General features: G+C 72.7%; 17 protein-coding genes. 8 read left to right on the top strand and 9 right to left on the bottom strand.

The genetic code is table 11. From position 1 onward, the window contains the following. Positions 1–186 precede the first annotated feature (186 nt). Both AB0K60_RS14680 and AB0K60_RS14685 read right to left on the bottom strand, forming a co-directional pair. Positions 187–573 carry an Rrf2 family transcriptional regulator gene (locus AB0K60_RS14680; protein WP_364053588.1) on the bottom strand — a complete coding sequence of 129 codons (387 nt, stop codon included), beginning with the start codon at positions 571–573 and terminating at the stop codon, positions 187–189. Positions 574–1,039: 466 nt separating this feature from the next. After that, positions 1,040–1,978: a sulfite exporter TauE/SafE family protein gene (locus AB0K60_RS14685; protein WP_364053591.1), complete on the bottom strand. Its 939-nt coding sequence runs from the start codon at positions 1,976–1,978 to the stop codon at positions 1,040–1,042. A gap of 209 nt (positions 1,979–2,187) precedes the next feature. Between AB0K60_RS14685 and AB0K60_RS14690 the strand changes: the two genes are divergently transcribed. Together AB0K60_RS14690 and AB0K60_RS14695 are read left to right on the top strand one after the other, a co-directional pair. Continuing rightward, complete coding sequence (locus AB0K60_RS14690; protein ID WP_364053594.1) at positions 2,188–2,352, top strand: hypothetical protein; 165 nt, start codon at positions 2,188–2,190, stop codon at positions 2,350–2,352. Between the two features lie 36 nt (positions 2,353–2,388). Then, on the top strand, positions 2,389–3,744 hold the full coding sequence (locus AB0K60_RS14695) for a hypothetical protein (RefSeq protein ID WP_364053597.1): 1,356 nt from the start codon (positions 2,389–2,391) through the stop codon (positions 3,742–3,744). Positions 3,745–3,846: 102 nt separating this feature from the next. On the opposite strand, the gene AB0K60_RS14700 is transcribed toward AB0K60_RS14695, so the two are convergent. Then, on the bottom strand, positions 3,847–4,398 hold the full coding sequence (locus AB0K60_RS14700; protein ID WP_364053600.1) for a CGNR zinc finger domain-containing protein: 552 nt from the start codon (positions 4,396–4,398) through the stop codon (positions 3,847–3,849). Positions 4,399–4,491: 93 nt separating this feature from the next. On the opposite strand from AB0K60_RS14700, the gene AB0K60_RS14705 reads away from it, so the two are divergent. After that, positions 4,492–4,962: a DinB family protein gene (locus AB0K60_RS14705; RefSeq protein WP_364053603.1), complete on the top strand. Its 471-nt coding sequence runs from the start codon at positions 4,492–4,494 to the stop codon at positions 4,960–4,962. Between the two features lie 159 nt (positions 4,963–5,121). Here the strand turns inward: AB0K60_RS14705 and AB0K60_RS14710 are convergent, their stop codons facing one another. Both AB0K60_RS14710 and AB0K60_RS14715 read right to left on the bottom strand, forming a co-directional pair. Beyond that, positions 5,122–6,690, bottom strand: coding sequence for a nitrilase-related carbon-nitrogen hydrolase (locus tag AB0K60_RS14710; protein ID WP_364053606.1), 1,569 nt, complete (start codon positions 6,688–6,690; stop codon positions 5,122–5,124). Positions 6,691–7,285: 595 nt separating this feature from the next. Continuing rightward, a complete protein-coding gene (locus tag AB0K60_RS14715; RefSeq protein ID WP_364053609.1) occupies positions 7,286–7,864 on the bottom strand; it encodes a TetR family transcriptional regulator in 579 nt (192 codons plus the stop codon). A 92-nt stretch (positions 7,865–7,956) separates the two neighbouring features. On the opposite strand from AB0K60_RS14715, the gene AB0K60_RS14720 reads away from it, so the two are divergent. Then, positions 7,957–9,009 carry an NAD(P)-dependent alcohol dehydrogenase gene (locus AB0K60_RS14720; protein WP_364053612.1) on the top strand — a complete coding sequence of 351 codons (1,053 nt, stop codon included), beginning with the start codon at positions 7,957–7,959 and terminating at the stop codon, positions 9,007–9,009. Positions 9,010–9,267: 258 nt separating this feature from the next. Here AB0K60_RS14720 and AB0K60_RS14725 read toward each other — a convergent pair whose 3' ends face one another. Next, entirely contained in the window at positions 9,268–10,470 is a 1,203-nt protein-coding gene (locus AB0K60_RS14725; protein WP_364053615.1) for an SDR family oxidoreductase, read from the bottom strand. 222 nt (positions 10,471–10,692) lie between these two features. Here AB0K60_RS14725 and AB0K60_RS14730 point away from each other — a divergent pair, with 222 nt between their 5' ends. Beyond that, on the top strand, positions 10,693–11,493 hold the full coding sequence (locus AB0K60_RS14730; protein WP_364053618.1) for a TetR/AcrR family transcriptional regulator: 801 nt from the start codon (positions 10,693–10,695) through the stop codon (positions 11,491–11,493). Positions 11,494–12,066: 573 nt separating this feature from the next. Continuing rightward, complete coding sequence (locus AB0K60_RS14735) at positions 12,067–12,927, top strand: nucleotidyltransferase domain-containing protein (protein ID WP_364053621.1); 861 nt, start codon at positions 12,067–12,069, stop codon at positions 12,925–12,927. A gap of 39 nt (positions 12,928–12,966) precedes the next feature. Here AB0K60_RS14735 and AB0K60_RS14740 read toward each other — a convergent pair whose 3' ends face one another. Both AB0K60_RS14740 and AB0K60_RS14745 read right to left on the bottom strand, forming a co-directional pair. Next, a complete protein-coding gene (locus AB0K60_RS14740; protein WP_364053624.1) occupies positions 12,967–13,905 on the bottom strand; it encodes a pentapeptide repeat-containing protein in 939 nt (312 codons plus the stop codon). Positions 13,906–14,266: 361 nt separating this feature from the next. Next, positions 14,267–14,683 (bottom strand): DUF6157 family protein, encoded by a 417-nt coding sequence (locus AB0K60_RS14745; RefSeq protein WP_364053627.1) that lies wholly within the window; start codon positions 14,681–14,683, stop codon positions 14,267–14,269. A gap of 424 nt (positions 14,684–15,107) precedes the next feature. Here AB0K60_RS14745 and AB0K60_RS14750 point away from each other — a divergent pair, with 424 nt between their 5' ends. Both AB0K60_RS14750 and AB0K60_RS14755 read left to right on the top strand, forming a co-directional pair. Continuing rightward, positions 15,108–15,893, top strand: a complete 786-nt coding sequence (locus AB0K60_RS14750) for a putative protein N(5)-glutamine methyltransferase (protein ID WP_364053630.1) — start codon at positions 15,108–15,110, stop codon at positions 15,891–15,893. An 87-nt stretch (positions 15,894–15,980) separates the two neighbouring features. Continuing rightward, positions 15,981–16,748, top strand: a complete 768-nt coding sequence (locus tag AB0K60_RS14755) for a TetR/AcrR family transcriptional regulator (RefSeq protein ID WP_364053633.1) — start codon at positions 15,981–15,983, stop codon at positions 16,746–16,748. Between the two features lie 14 nt (positions 16,749–16,762). On the opposite strand, the gene soxR is transcribed toward AB0K60_RS14755, so the two are convergent. Beyond that, positions 16,763–17,296, bottom strand: coding sequence for a redox-sensitive transcriptional activator SoxR (soxR, locus tag AB0K60_RS14760; protein WP_364053636.1), 534 nt, complete (start codon positions 17,294–17,296; stop codon positions 16,763–16,765). Positions 17,297–17,371: the final 75 nt, after the last annotated feature.

Here is a 17,371-nt window from a genome sequence, read left to right on the forward strand (position 1 = left end):
GGCGCGACGTCACCCTGTGCGGGCGGAGCCGGTGACGTCGGCCGGTGTGACCTTGGTTCCTCACGGCCGTGCGCGGGGTGACGTGGCCGGCGGCGGGCCCACCCCGGCGTCAAGGCGGCTGCGCGCGGACCGAGGCCGGAACGCGGCCGCGGCGCGGCGCCCAGGGACCGGTGCGGCGGCGCGACGTCACCCTGTGCGGGCAGAGCCGACCACGTCGGCGAGGGTGACCTCGTTGAGCAGGGCGTTCTCGTGGTCGTGCAGCCGTTCCCAGATCTCGGCCAGCGGTTCGGCGGCGCCGGGGAAGCGGGCGGCGGGCGGTTCGACGCCCTCGGTCACCCGGATCACGTCGGCCAGGGTGATCTCGTGGGCGGGGCGGGCCAGCCGGTAGCCGCCCTCCGGGCCGCGCTGGCTTTGCAACAGGCCGGAGCGGCGCAGGTGCAGCAGGATGTTGTCGCAGAAACGGCGTGGGATGTCCTGGTCTGCGGCGATCTTCTCGGCGTGGATGAGGCCGTCGCCGGCGGCGAGCGCGACCATGGCGCGCAGCGCGTACTGGGTGCGGGCGGAGATGCGCATCACGCTTCCCGCAGCCGGTGTCCGGGACGACACAGCGGGGGAACCGTGGATCCGTCTCCCGGCGGATACGGACGTTCGCTGTCTTTCAATGAACACTCCTCATGGGATGGGATTGATTGATCGTCCCCGACAGCCCCGCGTCCGGGGCTGTCACCTGTGAGTCCCCCGGCTTTCCGGGGCTTCCAGGGCTTTTTTGGGGCTTTTCCGGGGCTGGGTCTTCGGGTCGCTCAGGTCGCCGGTCCTCCGGGTCCGGTCACCGGCGCCGGGGTCCGCGACCGCCGGTCTTCGACGCCCCGGGTCCGGGGGAATCGTCCTCGGGCTCCGGGGCGCCGGGCGACCGGGCCGCCCGGGCGCAGGCGGGTCGGCCGCAGGCGGGTCGGCGCCGCCGTGGAGGCCCAATGTTCTTCGGCCCGGCTCCAGGGACGGAACCGGGCCGAGAAGGGCGGCGTGGACGGCCGGGCGGTGGTCAGGCAGGGGTGGGCTCCTCCTCGGACTGGCGCTTGCGCAGCTCGGCCTCCACGGCCTCCACCGACTCGTGCTCCTTGTCCTTGCGGTACTCGCGTACCGACCAGGCGATGGCCGCCGCCCAGATCAGGGCGATGGCGATGTACGCGATCGCCTGGACGTCTCCGGAGGCGTCGATCCAGTCGGAGCGCAGCAGGGTGCGCACGTTGGTGAGGACGATCACGCCGCCGACCGCGGAGCCGAGGATGCGCGGGGGGATGTGGCGGACCAGCCAGGCGGCGATGGGAGCGGCGATCACGCCGCCGGCCAGCAGCACCGCGACCCAGGCGAAGTTGATGTTCTCCGAGCCGATGCCGACCAGGAAGCCGATGCTGGCGGCGATGGCGACCAGGAACTCGCTGGCGTCGATGGAGCCGATCACCTTGCGCGGGGGGATGCGGCCGCTGGCCAGGATGGCGGGGGTGCCGACCGGTCCCCAACCGCCGCCGCCGGTGGCGTCGACGAACCCGGCGAACAGGCCGAGCGGGGCGAGGAAGCGCTTGCGCAGCGGCTTGCCCAGGTTGTCGCGCTGGAGCCCGAAGGCGGTGAAGCGGACCAGGATGTAGACGCCGAGCAACAGCAGGATGATCGACATGATCGGCGCGGCGACCTCGGTCGACAGGCTGGACAGGAAGGTGGCTCCGGCGAAGGCGCCCAGGGCGCCCGGTACGCCGATCTTGGCGACGACCTTCCAGTCGACGTTGTTGAACCGCCAATGGGAGATGCCCGAGGCCAGCGTGGTGCCGATCTCGGCCAGGTGCACGGTGGCCGAGGCCGCCGCCGCGTTGGTGCCGATGGCGAGCAGGAGCGTGGTGGAGGTGACGCCGTAGGCCATGCCCAGGCTTCCGTCCACTAGCTGGGCGGCGAATCCGACGAGGCCGAGCAGGATGAGCGATCGCACCACGTCCCCCCTTTTCGGATTATTCCTACTTTGTGAGTAGGAATAATGATTATTCGTGTTCTCCGCTCCGTCAAGTCACGATCCCGTCGCCGGTCCTTTGCGGTCGCCCGGAACCGCTCACCTGACCTGGCACACGACGCGGCCTCGCCCGGGAGAGAACCCCGGCCGAGCGGGCGACGTTCATCGCCTGCGCCCCCATCGTGCGGATCGTGAAGGTGCTGCGGCGCGCGTCCGGCCCCGAGGGCATGCCCGGCGTCACCCCGCACATGGGGTACGGGCAGGTGCGTACGGCGGCGCGGCGGCTGCTGCCCGGCGTGCGCTACCGGCGGCACGTGCTGCGCCGCTACTCGCCGACCTGGACAAAACCCGCGTAGCCGACGGGTCCTCCCGCCGGAACCTATGATCGGAGGATGCCTCCGTCGAGGACGCGCCGGGCGCTGCGCCGCGTGCGCCGGCTGATCGCGGTCGTGGTGAGCGTCTGCGCGCTGGCGGGCGCGGCCCGGCTGGTCCTGCCGGCCACCGCCGTCGTCACCGGGGAGCCTCCCGGCGTCCGGCGGCAGCTGGCGTTCCTGCGCGCGGAACTGGACCGCGGGGCCGGGGAGGCGGCGCAGCGGCTCTTCCCGGAGGGGTATTTCTTCCTGCACGCGCTGTACGGCCTGAGCTGGGTGGAGCTGGGCATGCGCGGCACGCAGGCCGAACGGCCGCAGGCGCTGCGGGCGGCGCGGTGGGCGCTGGCGCGGCTGGAGTCGCCCGCGGGCCGGGCCCCCTTCAGCGCGGATCTGCGGCCGTCGTACGGCGTGTTCTACCGGGGGTGGACCAACTGGCTGCGCGGCGGGGTGCTGAGCCTGCAGCCGGACGGGCGGCGCGATCCGGGCGAGCTGCGCCGGTTCGCCGGCGACTCGGCCGAGCTCGCGGCGGCGTTCGACGCCTCGGCCTCGCCGTACCTGGAGGCCTATCCGGGGCAGGCGTGGCCGGTCGACTCGACCGTGGCGATGGCGTCGCTGCGGCTGCACGACACGCTCCTGCCTGCTCGTTTCGCCGGGACCGCCGCGGACTGGGTCGGCGAGGTGCGCCGGCGGCTCGACCCCCGCACCGGCCTGATCCCGCACCGGGCCGACCCCCGCACGGGCGAGCCGCTCGAGGTCGCCAGGGGCACCTCGCAGAGCATCATCCACCGCTTCCTGCCCGAGATCGACCCGGTCTTCGCCGCCGGGCAGTACCTGCGCTTCCGCGACCGGTACGTCCGCTCGCCGCTCGGCCTCGGCCCGGCCGTGCGCGAATACCCGGACGGTATCGACGGCCCCGCCGACGTCGACTCCGGCCCGCTTCCGCTCGGGGTGAGCCTGTCGGCGACCGCGGTGACGCTCGGAGCGGCCCAGGTGCACGGCGACGCGCCGCTCGCCGAGGCCCTGGCCAACTACGGCGAGCTGGCCGGAGTCCCCCTGGACACCCCCTGGACCAAGCGCTACGCCTTCGGGCTGCTCCCGATCGGCGACGCGTTCCTGGCCTGGTCCAAGACGGCCCGCCCCTGGGTGGCGAAGGCCCCGTCCCCGCCCGCCGCGAGCGTCTCACCGTGGTGGCGGGTCCCGCTGCTGGCGCTGCTGCTGATCACCGGGATCGCCCCGTGGGCGCCCGCGCTGGCACGACGTCTCCGCGTCCGATCACGGAGCCGATCACGGGGCCGGTCCCGCCCGGACACGTCGCCGCCGACCCGATCGGCGTACGCCGACACCGGCGATCATCACGAACGGGAAGAGGCCTTCTGATCACATACGCGTCACGAGACCGAGCCGCGTCCGGGGCCGGGTTCGGGGCCGGGTTCACGCACCTGACGTGTCCGTGACGGCGTCGCGCGGCCGGGGTGTCACTCAGCCGGAGGCGGCGGCCCTGTTCCGGCGGGCACGGTAGTTCGCGGCCTTGATCCGGTTGCCGCACTCCTCCATGCCGCACCACTGCCGGTTGCCCCCTCGGGAGCGGTCGACGAAGATGCGCGTGCACTCCGGGCGGGCGCACTCCCGCACGCGCAGGTGGCGCAGCTCGCCCAGCAGTTCGGCGGCCGAACGCGCGACGGCGGAGGCGATCGCCTCGATGTCGGCGCGGCGGGCCAGCCCCGCCGGGGTCAGCGTCAGCCGGGGCGGCGCGCCGCGCGCCTCCTCGTTGACGACGCGCAGATCGTCCTCGGGCCAGGGGCCGCCCCGCAGGGCGCCGGTCACGAGCCGGTAGACGGCCTCCCGCAGGGCGCGCAGCCGCCGCAGTCCCTCCGCGTCGAGGCTCGGTTCCTCGGTCGCGATCCCGGCCTCGACGCTCCAGCGGGCCAGGTCGCCGGGGGTGACCAGCAGCTCCTCCGGTTCGGCCCGCCGCCATTTGAGGGTGCCCGCGAGGTCGAGCGCGAGGTTGCCGCTGACGAAGACGAAACCCACGTCACCATCTTGACAGGTGACGCGAACATGCCGCAATGTTGCGTCACCTGCTCAACCGGTGACGTCCGCCCCGGCCGCGTCCAGGAGCCCGCCGTGATCACCGACGACGACTACCTCTACTACGTCGGCCGCGCCCTGGACGGCATCGCCGGCATCGTCGCCGGCCTCGGCGACCGGCTCGCCAACGTCCGGCCCCCGATTCCCGGCGCGAACTCGCCGTACGCGCTGCTCACCCACTGCCTGGGCGTGACGGACTACTGGGCCGGGCACGTCGTGGCCGGACGCGAGGTCGACCGCGACGCCGAGTTCACCGGCGCCGGTCCCGTCGCCCCGCTGCTCGAGCGGGTGGCGCACGTGCGGGCGCGGCTCGCCGAGGACCTGCGCGCGGCCGACCCCGCCGCCGCGGTCCGGCACACGCCGCCCGACTCCTACCTCGGCCCCGACCGGCCGATGACCCAGGGGGCCGCCCTGCTGCACGTGTACGAGGAACTCGCCCAGCACCACGGCCAGATGGAGATCCTGCGCGACGTCATCCTCGCCGCGGCGGCCGAGGAGCCCCGGTGAACGAGGAGGACACCGGCCCGTTCGAGACCATCGACACCGCGCGGCTGCGCTCGGGGCACGGCGTCAAGTGGGGCTCACTGCCCGCGGACGTGATCGGCGCCTGGGTCGCCGACATGGACTTCGGCGTGCCGCCCGCCGTACGCGACGGCATCCTGCGCGTCACCGCCGACGCCGACTTCGGCTACCCGTACTGGCCCGGCCCCGACCCGCGCGAACCGCCACGCCGATCAGAGCGGCCACGCCCGCCAGGCACAGCCACGCGAACACATCGCCGACCACCCGGTACGGCGTCGCCGAGCCGCCGACCGGCACATCGGCGAACACCACATGCCGGTCACCGCGCTGGTGGACATGCTCGGCAAGGGTACGGCCCTGCGCGTCGAACGCGCCCGACACCCCGAACTCGCCCTGCCGGATCATCGAGTAGCCGTTCTCCACGGCCCGCATGCCCGCCATCCGGCTGTGCACGGGGCCGATCTCCGCCCAGTCCCGCGCCGGCACGATCATGATGTCGGCGTCGACGCGCATCAGCTCGGGGAAGTCGGCGTCGAAGCAGATCACCGAGGCCAGCCGCCCGTAGGGCGTGGACACCACCGGCACCACCCCCTTCCCCGGCGGGTAGAACTCCAGGCCCGGGATCGGATGCGACTTGTCGTACGTCCACAGCCGCCCGCCGTCCGGGCCGAACAGATACGTCCGGTTCGCCGCGTACGGCTCCCGCGGCAGATACAGGTGCACGGCCGCCTGCAGATAGACGCCCTGCTCCCGGGCGACGGCGGCGACCCGGCCCAGGAACGCCGCCTCGTCGGCGGCCAGCACGTTGGCCGCCTGCTCCGACCAGAACACGATCTTCGCACCCGCCCGGGCGGCCTCCCGGGACCTGGCCAGCAGGTTGCCGTTGACCCGCTCGAACACCGGGCGCACCCGCGCCGGATCCAGCCCGGCCACACGGCGGGCGTAGGAGCCGTCGACCGCGCCCAGCGCCCGGGTCATCTCGGCCGTGACCGAATCGTCGGGGCTGATCCCCGCCGTCCGCACCGCGGGACCCGACGGCGCGGCCAGCGCCAGCCGGGCCCCGCCCGCGACGAGCACCAGGGCGAGCACGCAGGCGTACACGGCCACCGCCCCGGCCGATCGGCGCATCCGCCATCCGCCCGCCCACACGTGGTTGACCACGGTGGCGAACCAGCCGACGAGGAACGCCACGCCGTACGGGCCGGTCAGCGCGTCCACCTGCAGCAACGCCAGATTGCCGTGCTGGGTGGGGGCGAGCACCCCGAACGCGGTGCCGAACGGGCTGATCAGCGTCATCAGGAACTCGCACGCCGCCATCGCCGCCGGCAACAGCAGCAGCGACCCGGCCGCGCCGCCCCGGGCCGCGAACCACCGGTCCAGGACGAAGGGCACGAAGGTCAAGGTGGCCAGCCCGGCGATCCCCACCCCGACGATCAGGTTGAGGGGCACGGCCACGCGCAGCGTCCACACCAGGGCGCCGCCCACGATCACCGCCCACACCGCGAGCAGCCCGCCGAACGCGGGCCCGGTCCGCGCGAACCGCAGCAGGAACACGGGGAACAGCCACGCCGCCACCGCGACGCCGAGGTGGGTGAGCACGACGAACAGCGCGCCGACCCCCAGCCAGAGCCATGGCCGCCGCCCATCGTCGGCCGGGACGTCCCCGCCGGACGCGGCCACGCCGCTCCGCCGGGCGACCTGTTCTGTTCGCATGGGATCCCTTCCCTGTCGTCCCCTGTCGTCCCCTGTCGTCACGGCGTCCGCGATGACCTGCCGGCCCTCCGGCCGCGTCAACGGGCACCAGGACCGGGCGGGGGATCCCGCGCGGCACGTTCCCGTCCCGGTGACGACCGCGCGGCGCCGTGAGCTCCGCCTTCTCGCGATGGCCGGCCCAATCGCGCCTCGACGGTAACCGCCGCCTTCGGCCCGGCGCCGTGACCGGGCCTCTCGCGTTTCATGACCCTTCCGATCACGGCCGATCACGGCCGATTCCGCCGCCGCGCACACGCGCTCGCGGCACGAGGTCATGAGGTGCGGCATGAGATCGCGATGCGCCGCCGCCGGACCGAGATCACCGATGCCCGGCGGCGGCCGGGCCGGGCGACCCGCACCCGTCCGGCGAAACGATCACGTACGGCCGCGGCCCGCCACCCACACGACGCCGGGGTGGGCGCCGGTTGGTCGCACGCCGAACGCACGACACCGCCGAGGCCATGAACGAGGGGTGAACGACGGCGTAGTGGACGAACGAGATGGCGCCTGTTCTCGCGCTGCCTGTTCTCGCGCTGCCGGTGCGGTGCCGGTCGGGTCAGGGGGCCACGGCGCGTGCGACGCAGTCGCGCAGCAGTGCCCGGCGGCGGTCGTGCTCGTCGGCGGGCTCGTCGGCGGTGGCGGCGTAGACGCCGCTGGCCGGTGACCAGGCACAGGCCATGGCGACAACCAGGGCCAGCAGGTCGGCGGGGTTCCCCGGGCGCAGGCGGCCCGCCTCCTGCGCCCGGGCGACGGCAGCGATCTTGTAATCGAACTGGGAGGTGGCGAACCACGGGCCGGCGGGGCGCCGCTCCAGCCGGATCCAGGCGATGAGCCGCACCAGGTCGGGCTGGCTCAGGTTCTGGTCGTACAGCCCGACCGCCCAGCCGGGCAGGTCCTCGGCGTCGAACGGCACCTCGTCCGTGGCACGGTCCACGCAGTCGGCGACGACCGCGTCGAACAGCCCCTCCTTGCCGCCGAAGTAGCCGTAGAGCTGGGCCTTGTTGGTGCGCGCCGCGGCGATGATGCGCTCGATCCGGGCACCGGCGATGCCGCGCAGGGCGAATTCCTCTCTGGCCGCGTCGAGGATGCGCCTGCTCGTCGCGGTGCCGCGCGGCGTGGTCGGCAGTTCCGGCATGCAAGCACCTTAGCAAACAGAACAGTCGGTTTCCTTTCCCGCCGGGAGAAGGGCTAAGGTGACAGACCGAACAGTCTGTCTTTGGAGGATTGATGCGTTCCACCATCGCCTGGCAGAGCACCGGCCAGTCCACCCAGATGCGGCGGGTGCCGATCGAGCGCAGGGAACTGCGCGACGACGACATCGCCGTGCGGATCGACTTCTGCGGCGTCTGCCACAGCGACCTGCACAGAATCCGCGGCGTCTTCCGGGACGAAGGGGCCTTGGTGCCCGGCCACGAGTTCACCGGCACGGTCACGGCCGCCGGAGGAAAGGCGACCGCCTTCGCCCCGGGCGACCGGGTCGCGGTCGGGACCATCGTCGACTCCTGCGGGGTCTGCGCGATGTGCCGGGCCGGACAGGAGAACTACTGCTACGAGGGCGCCACCAGCACCTACGGCGGGACCGACCGCGTCGACGGCACCAAGACCCACGGCGGCTACAGCCGCGAGTACGTGCTGCGCGAGGCGTTCGCCTACCGGCTGCCCGACGAACTCGACCCGGCCGCCGCCGCCCCGCTGATGTGCGCCGGCATCACCGTGTGGGAACCCCTGCGAGCCGCCGCGGCCGGGCCGGGCACCCGGGTCGCCGTCGCCGGCCTGGGCGGACTCGGGCACCTCGCGGTGAAGTTCGCCGCCGCCCTCGGCGCCGAGGTCACCGTGCTGAGCCGCACGCCGGACAAGGCCGCCGACGCCCGCAAGCTCGGCGCCGCCGACCTGCTGCTCACCACCGACGACAAGCAGATGGAACAGGCACGCGGCCGGTTCGACCTCATCCTGGACACCATCTCCGCCCCGCACGACATCCCGCCGCTGCTGCGCCTGGCCGGCCTGGACGGCACGCTCAGCCTGCTCGGCTACCCCGGCGAGATCCCGCTGCGCGTCATGGACCTGATCTACGGCCGCAAGAGGCTGACCTCGTCGGGCACCGGCGGACGGGCGGGCACGGCCGAGATGCTGGCCTTCGCCGCCAAGCACGGCATCACCGCCGACATCGAACTGCTGCCCTCCGCCCGCGTGCAGGAGGCTCTCACCCGCCTCGATCGAGGCGACGTCCGCTACCGCTTCGTACTGGACCTGTCCGACCTGGACCGGCCCGAGGCCTGAACGACCGGCCACTAACCGCAGGAAATCCGCCCGTACGCGGCGCAATGTAGAACGCAATGGAGAAGCTGCGCCGCCATGCTCGCTCATGTACGTGGCAAAGATCATCACCACGTACATGAGCCGGGTGCGGGGCGTGCGGATCACCCGCGTGATGCCATGGGTGGTGGATCAGGCCGAGGGCGCCCCGCCAAAGACTTCGGCGGCGGCCCCAGCCACGCCACGTTAACGGCTGGGGCGCACGGACGCTGTCGCCGGTCGTCAGGAACGCGGCGATGGGCCCTCCGGGCCGGCTTCGCTCTTGCTGCGCAGCATGTCCAGCAGGTGATGGGTGCGTTCGTTGGCCAGGTAGGGGGCGGCGCTGAACCAGCCCCCGTCGACGACGATGTCGGTGCCGGTGATGTAGGAGGATTCGTCGCAGGCCAGGAACAGCGCCGTGTAGGCGATCTCTTCGGCCTTGCCGCTGCGGCGCAGCAGCACGGTGGTGTTCATGGCCTCGTCGTTCATCTTCTTCAAGGCGGGGTTGGCCTGCATGGCGGCGGTCATGTCGGTCTCGATCCAGCCGGGCTGGATCACGTTGCTGCGGATGCCCCAGTCGGCGTACACGTAGGCCGCCGAGCGGGAGACGCCTTCCAGCGCCCACTTGGAGGAGGAGTAGGCGGTGCTGAAGTTGCCGGTGATGCCGCCGACCGAGCCGATGTTGACGATGGAGCCGCCGCCGGAGTCCCGCATCAGCGGGGCGCAGGCCTGGATGCCGCGTACCGTGCCGGTGACGTTGATCTCGAAGACCTTGTCCCAGGCGTCGACGTCGACGTTGGGGAACATGACGGCGGCGTTGGAGCCGACGATGTTCATCAGCACGTGCAAGGCGCCGTAGGTCTGCCTCACCTGCTCGACCGCGGCGTCCCAGTGCTGCTGGCTGGTGGTGTCCAGTTCGGCGAGGCAGGCCGTGCCGCCGCTGTCGTTGATCTCGGCGACGAGGGCTTGGCCGCGTTCGTGGTTGCGGCCCGCCACCACGACGCTCGCCCCTTCCCGGGCGAACAGCCGGGCCGAGGCGCGGCCCATGCCGCCGTAGCCGCCGGTGATCAGCGCGACCTTGTTCTCAAGTCTCATGTCACAGCCTCCGAATCGGATCTCTTCCGGTCTCGCCCGCCCGCGTGACAGCGGGCCGGGGCAGGAACGCGCGAGCAGACGATCAAGCTCGCGGCGGGGTTTCACGGACCGCTCAGCGCGTACGCCGCGCCAGGCGGTCGCGCGGGGCAAGGGTCGGTTGACGTCGCGGCGGCGGAACCCGGCGAAGCCGACCACGGTGAACAGCGCGGCGATGGCCGGCAGCCACACCAGGCCGCTCCAGGACGGGTCGGGCGCGGTGACGGCCGGGACGTGCCGCAGCGGATCGATGTCCAGGATCCGGTCCCAGAGCTTGAACAGCGGGCCCAGGATCGACAGGGCGAAGGTGAGCACGATGCCCGGCCGTCCAGCGCCCGGAAGGAGCCGAAGGACTTCACCAGTCCTTCGATCCGGAGCACTGTCTGGTTCATTGAGGTTCCTTCCAAGTGCGCCGACCGCGCCAACTGCAGGGGGCTGACCGCCGAGCGGCCCCTCGATGGATGGGGCCGCCCACACCTTATGCATGAAACACGGCAACATGCTACACTGCTTCGTGTATCAATTCGGAGGTTGCTCGTGACCGGCACCGGAGTCGAAGTTCCCGCCGACCTGGTCGACGCCGCACTACGCGCCGCGCGACGGCTGGGCAAGGACGTCGCCGACGTTCCCGTCCTGGCGATCGCCCAGGAGGCCGGGATCTCCCGCAGCACCCTGCTGCGCCGCATCGGCGGTGTCCGCAAGACCCTGGACGAGGCGGTGCGCGCCGCCGGAATCGACCCGGGCGGGCAGCGGCCGGTCCGCGAGCGGGCGATCGAGGCGGGCGCGAACCTGATCAGCGAAGACGGCCTGGCGGGATTGACCCTGGAAGCGGTCGCCATCCGGGCCGGCTGCTCGGTGCACAGCCTGTACGGCGCCTTCGGCGGCCGCGACGAACTGCTACGCGCGATCTTCGAGACCCACAGCCCGATCCTGGACGTGGAGAAAGTCGTCACAGGCCCGCACGCCGACCTGCGCGAGACCATCAACAGCATCTACCGGCTGCTGGCCGACGTGCTCACCCATCAGCCGCGGGTCGTGCCCGCCATGCTCGCCGAAGTCCTCGCCCGGCCCGGCGAGCCCGCCCTGCGAGCCCTCCAGGAGCATTTCGCACCACGCCTGCTCGCCGGGCTCGGCACCTGGCTGGCCGAGCAGATGGCGGCCGGGCTCATCCGCCCCATGCCGTTGCCGCTCGTCCTGCAGCAACTGATCGGACCGGCGCTGATGCACTTCGTCACCCGCCCGGCCATCGACGAGATCCCCGGCCTCGACCTGCCCAGCGTGGAGGAGACCTGCGCGGTGTTCGCCGAGTCGTTCCTGCGCGCGGTCAGCCCGCCGTAGCCGCCCTCGCCGGCACCCGACCGGCGAGGATCAACCGACCCGGCCCGGCCAACGATCGACCGGTGTGATCAAACCAGCCCGGCATGATCAACCAGCAAGGACACCGAACCACCATGACCGCACTCCGGCACCTGTCGAGCCTGCCGCGCACCCTCAACCCCATCCTGCGGCCCGCCGCCCACCTCCTCCCGCCGCCGGCCATGCCGCACCGTCGCGGCCACACGAACGGCCGCTCCTCCAGCACGCCGGCCCAGCCCTGCCGCACCTCCACCGGCGTCCCCGTCGGCCTGGCCTGCACCGACCACCCGCAGCGGGCCCGCAACCTCCTGGACCCAGACGCCGGGCAGACGACCCGGGCGGGCAAGCGCCACAGCCGCCCAGACCCCGCCGACCAGCCGCGCCCTGGTCCGCGCCGAACACCGACCCGACCACCTCGTGTGGAACGCCCGCGCGGCCCGGCACGACCCCATGAACCCGGCCACCCCAGGCGACCTGCGACGGCCGCCGCGTCCCCGCACCCGGGATGCGCACCGTGATCGCTCCGGGGCGGCGGCCCTGGCATACTCGGCCGACATGCTGGACCAACTGGCCACGAGAATCGCCCGACGATATCTGCGGATCGCCGACCAGCTCCTGCCCGGCCGCATCACCGGCTTCTACCTGACCGGCTCGGCCGCCCTCGGCACGTGGCGGCGCGGCCACAGCGACCTCGACTTCGTCGCCGTACTCGAGGGCGAGGCCGGCGAGCGGGACCTGCGACGCCTGCGCGCCCTCCACGTCGCGGGCAACACCACCACCCTCGCCCGGGCCGTGATCACGGCCAAGCCGAACATCCCCGGCACGATGAACGGCGTGTTCGTCGCGGAGCCCGACCTGACCACACCGGTGACACGCATCCGGCCGCTCGCCGCGCACAGCGGCTGGACCTTCACCCCGGGCAAGGGCTTCGACGTCAACCCGGTGATGTGGAAGCTCCTGGCCGAGCACGGCCTGCCCCTGCGCGGCCCCGCCCCCGCCGAACTGGGGCTGGACCCCGAACCGGGACGGCTCCGCGCCTGGACCCTCGAGCAGCTCACCGGGTACTGGCACCGCCTGGCCGAACGCCTGCTGGGCGGGCACCCGCCCGCCAAACCCTTGATCCCGCCCCCACGGCTGGCGCTCATGTACACCCTGGGGCCGCCCCGCCTGCACCACACCGTCGCCACCGGCGAGGTGATCTCCAAGGAGGCCGCCGCCGCGTACGCCCTCGACACCTTCGATCCCCGCTGGCACCCCCTCATCCACACGGCGCTCGCCCGCCGAACCGGGACCCCGGCCCCCTCCGCCCCGCGCCCGCACCTGGTCCCCCGGCTGACGGGCGAGTTCTTCCTTCATGTGATCGACCACGCCCGAAGCCTCCGGCCACCCTCCCACGACGATTCCATCAATATCTAAAGGTGCGGGCTCCCGCCGCGACCCGCCTTCTCGCCCGCCTCAGCGCCGCCCTCTGACACCGCGGCCGCCGGTTCTGCCGCCGCGGCCGCGCGGTCTGCCGACGGAGGCGGGGGCGGGGGCGGGGGCGGCGGGGCGGTCACGCCAGTGGGCGGGACGGGACAGGTGCGCGGGAAGCCCGGTCGCGGAGTCGCCCTGCGCGGACTCCACCTGGGGCCCGGTCAGAAAGATCGCACCGGTCAGATCGGCTCCGGCGAGATCCGCGCCGCGCAGGTCCGCGCCCAGCAGGTCGGCGTCGCGCAGATCCGCCGAGGAGAGGTCCGCGCCGATGAGGAGCGCGCCGCGCAGGCAGGCCGCGCGCAGATCGGCGCGGGCCAGGCGGGCGCCGATCAAATCGGCCCCCGCGCGGTCGGGACGCCGGTCACGGGCCTGGGCGCGGGCCAGTTCGCTGGCGCGCGCCAGCAGGGCGCCGGCCTCGGCGCGGCAGGCGGCCACGTCCACCGCGGCCAGTTGCTCCGGCGAGCCGTACGTGAGCTCCTCGATCTGCTCCAAGGCACGGCGGAGCTGGCCGTGCAGGGCGCGGGCGGGACGCAGGGTCAGCGCCTCGGCCAGGTACCGCATCACCTCGTGCAGTCCCCGCATGACGCCGAACGCCTCGAACATCCGCCCGGCGATCTCCGGCGAGCCACGCCAGTCACGACCGCCGAAGGTGTGCTGCGAGATCTTCTGACCGGCGCCGAAGCAGTCAAAGGCCACACATCCGGCGAAACCCCGCCGTCTGAGGTCCCGGTGTACGCCGCACCGGAACTCCTGGTCCAGGTTCGGGCACGGCCGTCCGGCCTCCTTGTCGATGGCGAAGTCGGCCGAGGCGGGGAAGGGCAGCGCCACGCAGCACAGCCCGAAGCAGTTCGCGCAGTCGGCGCGCAGATCGGGCGATCCCTGGGCCGCCACCGGCTCGACATGTCGCTGCTCTCGGGACAACGTGCGCTTTCCCCCTCATCGCGGCCCCCAACGGCTCTGGTCGGCTCTCATCGGCACTGACGCCGCCGAAACCGCCTGCCGGTTTCCGCCGCCTACCCGAGGGGTACGGCGAGCGGGCGGTGACTCCGCATCGCGGCCCTCGTCGGCTCTGATCGGCACTGACGCCACCCAAACCGCCTGCCGGTTTCCGCCGCCTACCCGAGAGTACGACGAGACGGCGGTGACTCCGCCCACCTCCATGGTGTCCTGTGTGGCGGGCGGGGATCAGGCCGAGGGCGCGGCCCGCCCGCGAACACCAAGACGGAAACGCGCCCGGCCGAGACCGGCCACCCACCCGCCCGGGCCCAGGCGACGGGTCAGGTCAACGGCGGGACGACCGCATCGCCTTGACGACCTCGTACCCCGCGCCGCCCCTGACGATCCGCCGGTACTCCTCCGACTCCACCGGGCACAGGGCGACGCGCCCACCGCCGTCGAACAACAGCCCGAAGCCGTACTTCTTCGGCAACGGAGAGGCGCGCAGGCAGGCCTGGCTCTTGGAGAAGAACTCCTCCCGCAGCGCCGCCAGCTCGTCCTCGCGCAGATCGTCGGCGTCGGGACGGCGGCGCACCCACGACAGGAACTGCACATCCTCCTGCGTCAGCCGGTACGGCCGCCCGTCAAGCATCTCGTACTGCAGCACCGCGACGGTCTTCCTCCCGCCGCGCGCCACCGGGACGACCGCGGCATCCACCGGGCAGTCGTCGGCGACCGCGATCAAGGTCTTGTAGTAGGTCATGGGCTGCTCCGCTCGGATCGCGCTGCTCTCCCGGCGTCCACGCCTGCGGCCGGACCGGCGGATGAGGAGTGCGACCTCCTCCGGCGCGCCGGAACGCGTGACGATCCAAGGTTAGGCCACGTACCTGACACCCATCGTCAGGTAATCGCCCGCACAACGGATCACCCGCGCCGCCCCGGACGGACACACCCACGCGCTCCCGCAGCGATCCCGCCGCCCTCCAGCAGGGCCCGGACGCTCGGCCGATGCTGGCGGGCGGCCAGGCGAATCGGTAGTCTTGCCGTCCCATCGTTCAGGCGGCCGAAGGAGGTGAGCCCCATTTACGGCAGTCCGGCCCGGGTGCTCCCGCCGCCGATCGCGCCGTGCCCCCGGCTCGGCTGATCCCACGCAAGGCGCCCGGTGCGCAACCGAAAGGCGCTTTGTCATGCTCTCCTCTCCCTCTTCCCCGTCCCACTCGTCGATCGCCGCCAGGCTGCGCGCCGCGGGCTGCGTCTTCGCCGAGGACGAGGCGCGACTGCTGATGTCGGCCGCCGCCACCCCCGCCGACCTGGACGACATGGTGGAACGGCGATCCGCCGGGTCACCGCTGGAACACGTGCTGGGCTGGGCCGAATTCTGCGGGCTGCGCATCGCGGTCGGGCCCGGAGTGTTCGTGCCCCGGCAGCGCACCGAACACCTGGTGCGGCAGGCCGCCGCCCTCGCCCCCGAACACGCCGTCGCCGTCGATTTGTGCTGCGGATCCGGCGCCCTCGGCGCGGCGCTCGCCGCGCACGCCGACATCGCCGAACTGCACGCCGCCGACATCGACCCCACCGCCGTCCGCTACGCCCGCCGCAACCTGCCCCGGCACGCCCACATCCACCAGGGCGACCTGTACGACCCGCTGCCCGCCCGCCTGCGCGGCCGTGTCCACGTCCTGATGGCCAACGTGCCCTACGTCCCAACCGGCGAGATCGCGCTGCTGCCCGCGGAGGCACGGCTGCACGAACCGGCGACCGCCCTCGACGGCGGTCTCGACGGCCTCGACGTACTGCGCCGCGTGGCCGCCGAGGCACCCGCCTGGCTCGCCCCCGGCGGATGCCTGCTCGTCGAGACGAGCCGCCGCCAGGCCGCGACCGCGACCGGCGTCATGTCCCGCGCGGGCCTCACCCCGCGTGTCGCCGCCAGCGACGATCCGCCCGCCACCGTCGTCATCGCCCGGCGGCCGTGACGACCTCCCGCACCGCGCACCGGTCCGGGCCGTACAGATTACAGTGTATGGAGTTCTTCGTGGAGCGGCGCTGGGACAATGAGAGACGTGACGACGGCGTACAGCGGCGGCGACCCCGGCCGCACCATCGAACTGCTCTGGGGGCTGCGCGACGCCCCCAAACGCGGCCCCAAGCCCCGCTTCTCCGTGCCGCAGATCACCCGGGCCGCGATCGAACTCGCCGACGCCGACGGCCTCGCCGCGCTCTCCATGCGCCGCGTCGCCGAACGCCTCGGCATCACCGCCATGTCGCTGTACACCTACATCCCCGGCAAGGCCGAACTGCTCGACCTCATGATCGACACCGTCTGCGGCGACATCCACCGCAGCCGCCCCGCCACCGACCACTGGCGCGACCGCCTGGAGGCCATCGCCCACGACAACCGGGCCCTCTACGAACGCCACCCCTGGCTCGCCACCGTCTCCACCGCCCGCCCCCCGCTCGGCCCCGGGGTCACCGCCAAATACGACTACGAACTGCGCGCCCTCGGAGGACTCGGCCTCGACGACGTCGAAATGGACGCCGCCCTGACCTTCCTGCTCGGCTTCGTCGAATCCTGCGCCCGCGCCGCCGCCGACGCCCGCGCCGCCCAACGCGACACCGCCATGAGCGACCGGGAATGGTGGTCCGCCCACGAACCCCTGCTCGCCAAGGTCTTCGACCCCGCCGCCTACCCCCTCGCCAGCCGCGTCGGCGCCGCCGCCGGCCAGGCCCACAACGGCGCCTACAACCCCGACCACGCCTACGCCTTCGGCCTGCAACGCGTCCTGGACGGACTGGCCGCCCTCATCGAGTCCCGCGCCCCCTCCACCTGACAACCGGACGGCGTTCAGCCACAAGGGCTGCAGACATCCTCCGCGGCCTTCCCCTTCGCCGGCCCCCCGGCCGGAACGCACCCGGCCCCGCCCCCGCGCTCCACCAGCAACGTCCGCGGACCAGCACCGGAACCACCGAGCCGATCACCCGGATTGACCAGCTTGCACGGCCCCAGACTCAGACACCCACAACCGATGCAATCGGTCAGCGTGTCCCGCAAGCGGGTCAACTGCTCGATCCGATCGTCCAGCTCCGAACGCCAGCTCTCCGACAACTGCCGCCAATCACGACGCGTCGGCGTACGCTCGTCCGGCAGCCTCGACAACGCCTCGCGAATCGTGCTCAGCGGAATCCCCACCCGCTGCGACACCCGGATGAACGCCACCCGCCGCAGCGTGTCACGGGAATAGCGACGCTGATTGCCACTGGTACGCCGGCTGCGGATCAGCCCCTTGGACTCATAGAAGCGCAACGCGCTGACCGCCACCCCACTGCGCTCGGCCAACTGCCCAATGGTGAGCTCGTGGACGCTCTCGCCGACCCGCATGGCCCTCCCCTCAGCCCGGACTGAGCTCCACCATAGTTGAGGTATCCGGGCAGCTGGGAAGGTAGCCGGGAAGAC

This window comes from Thermopolyspora sp. NPDC052614 (assembly GCF_040678635.1).
GTDB lineage: Bacteria > Actinomycetota > Actinomycetes > Streptosporangiales > Streptosporangiaceae > Thermopolyspora.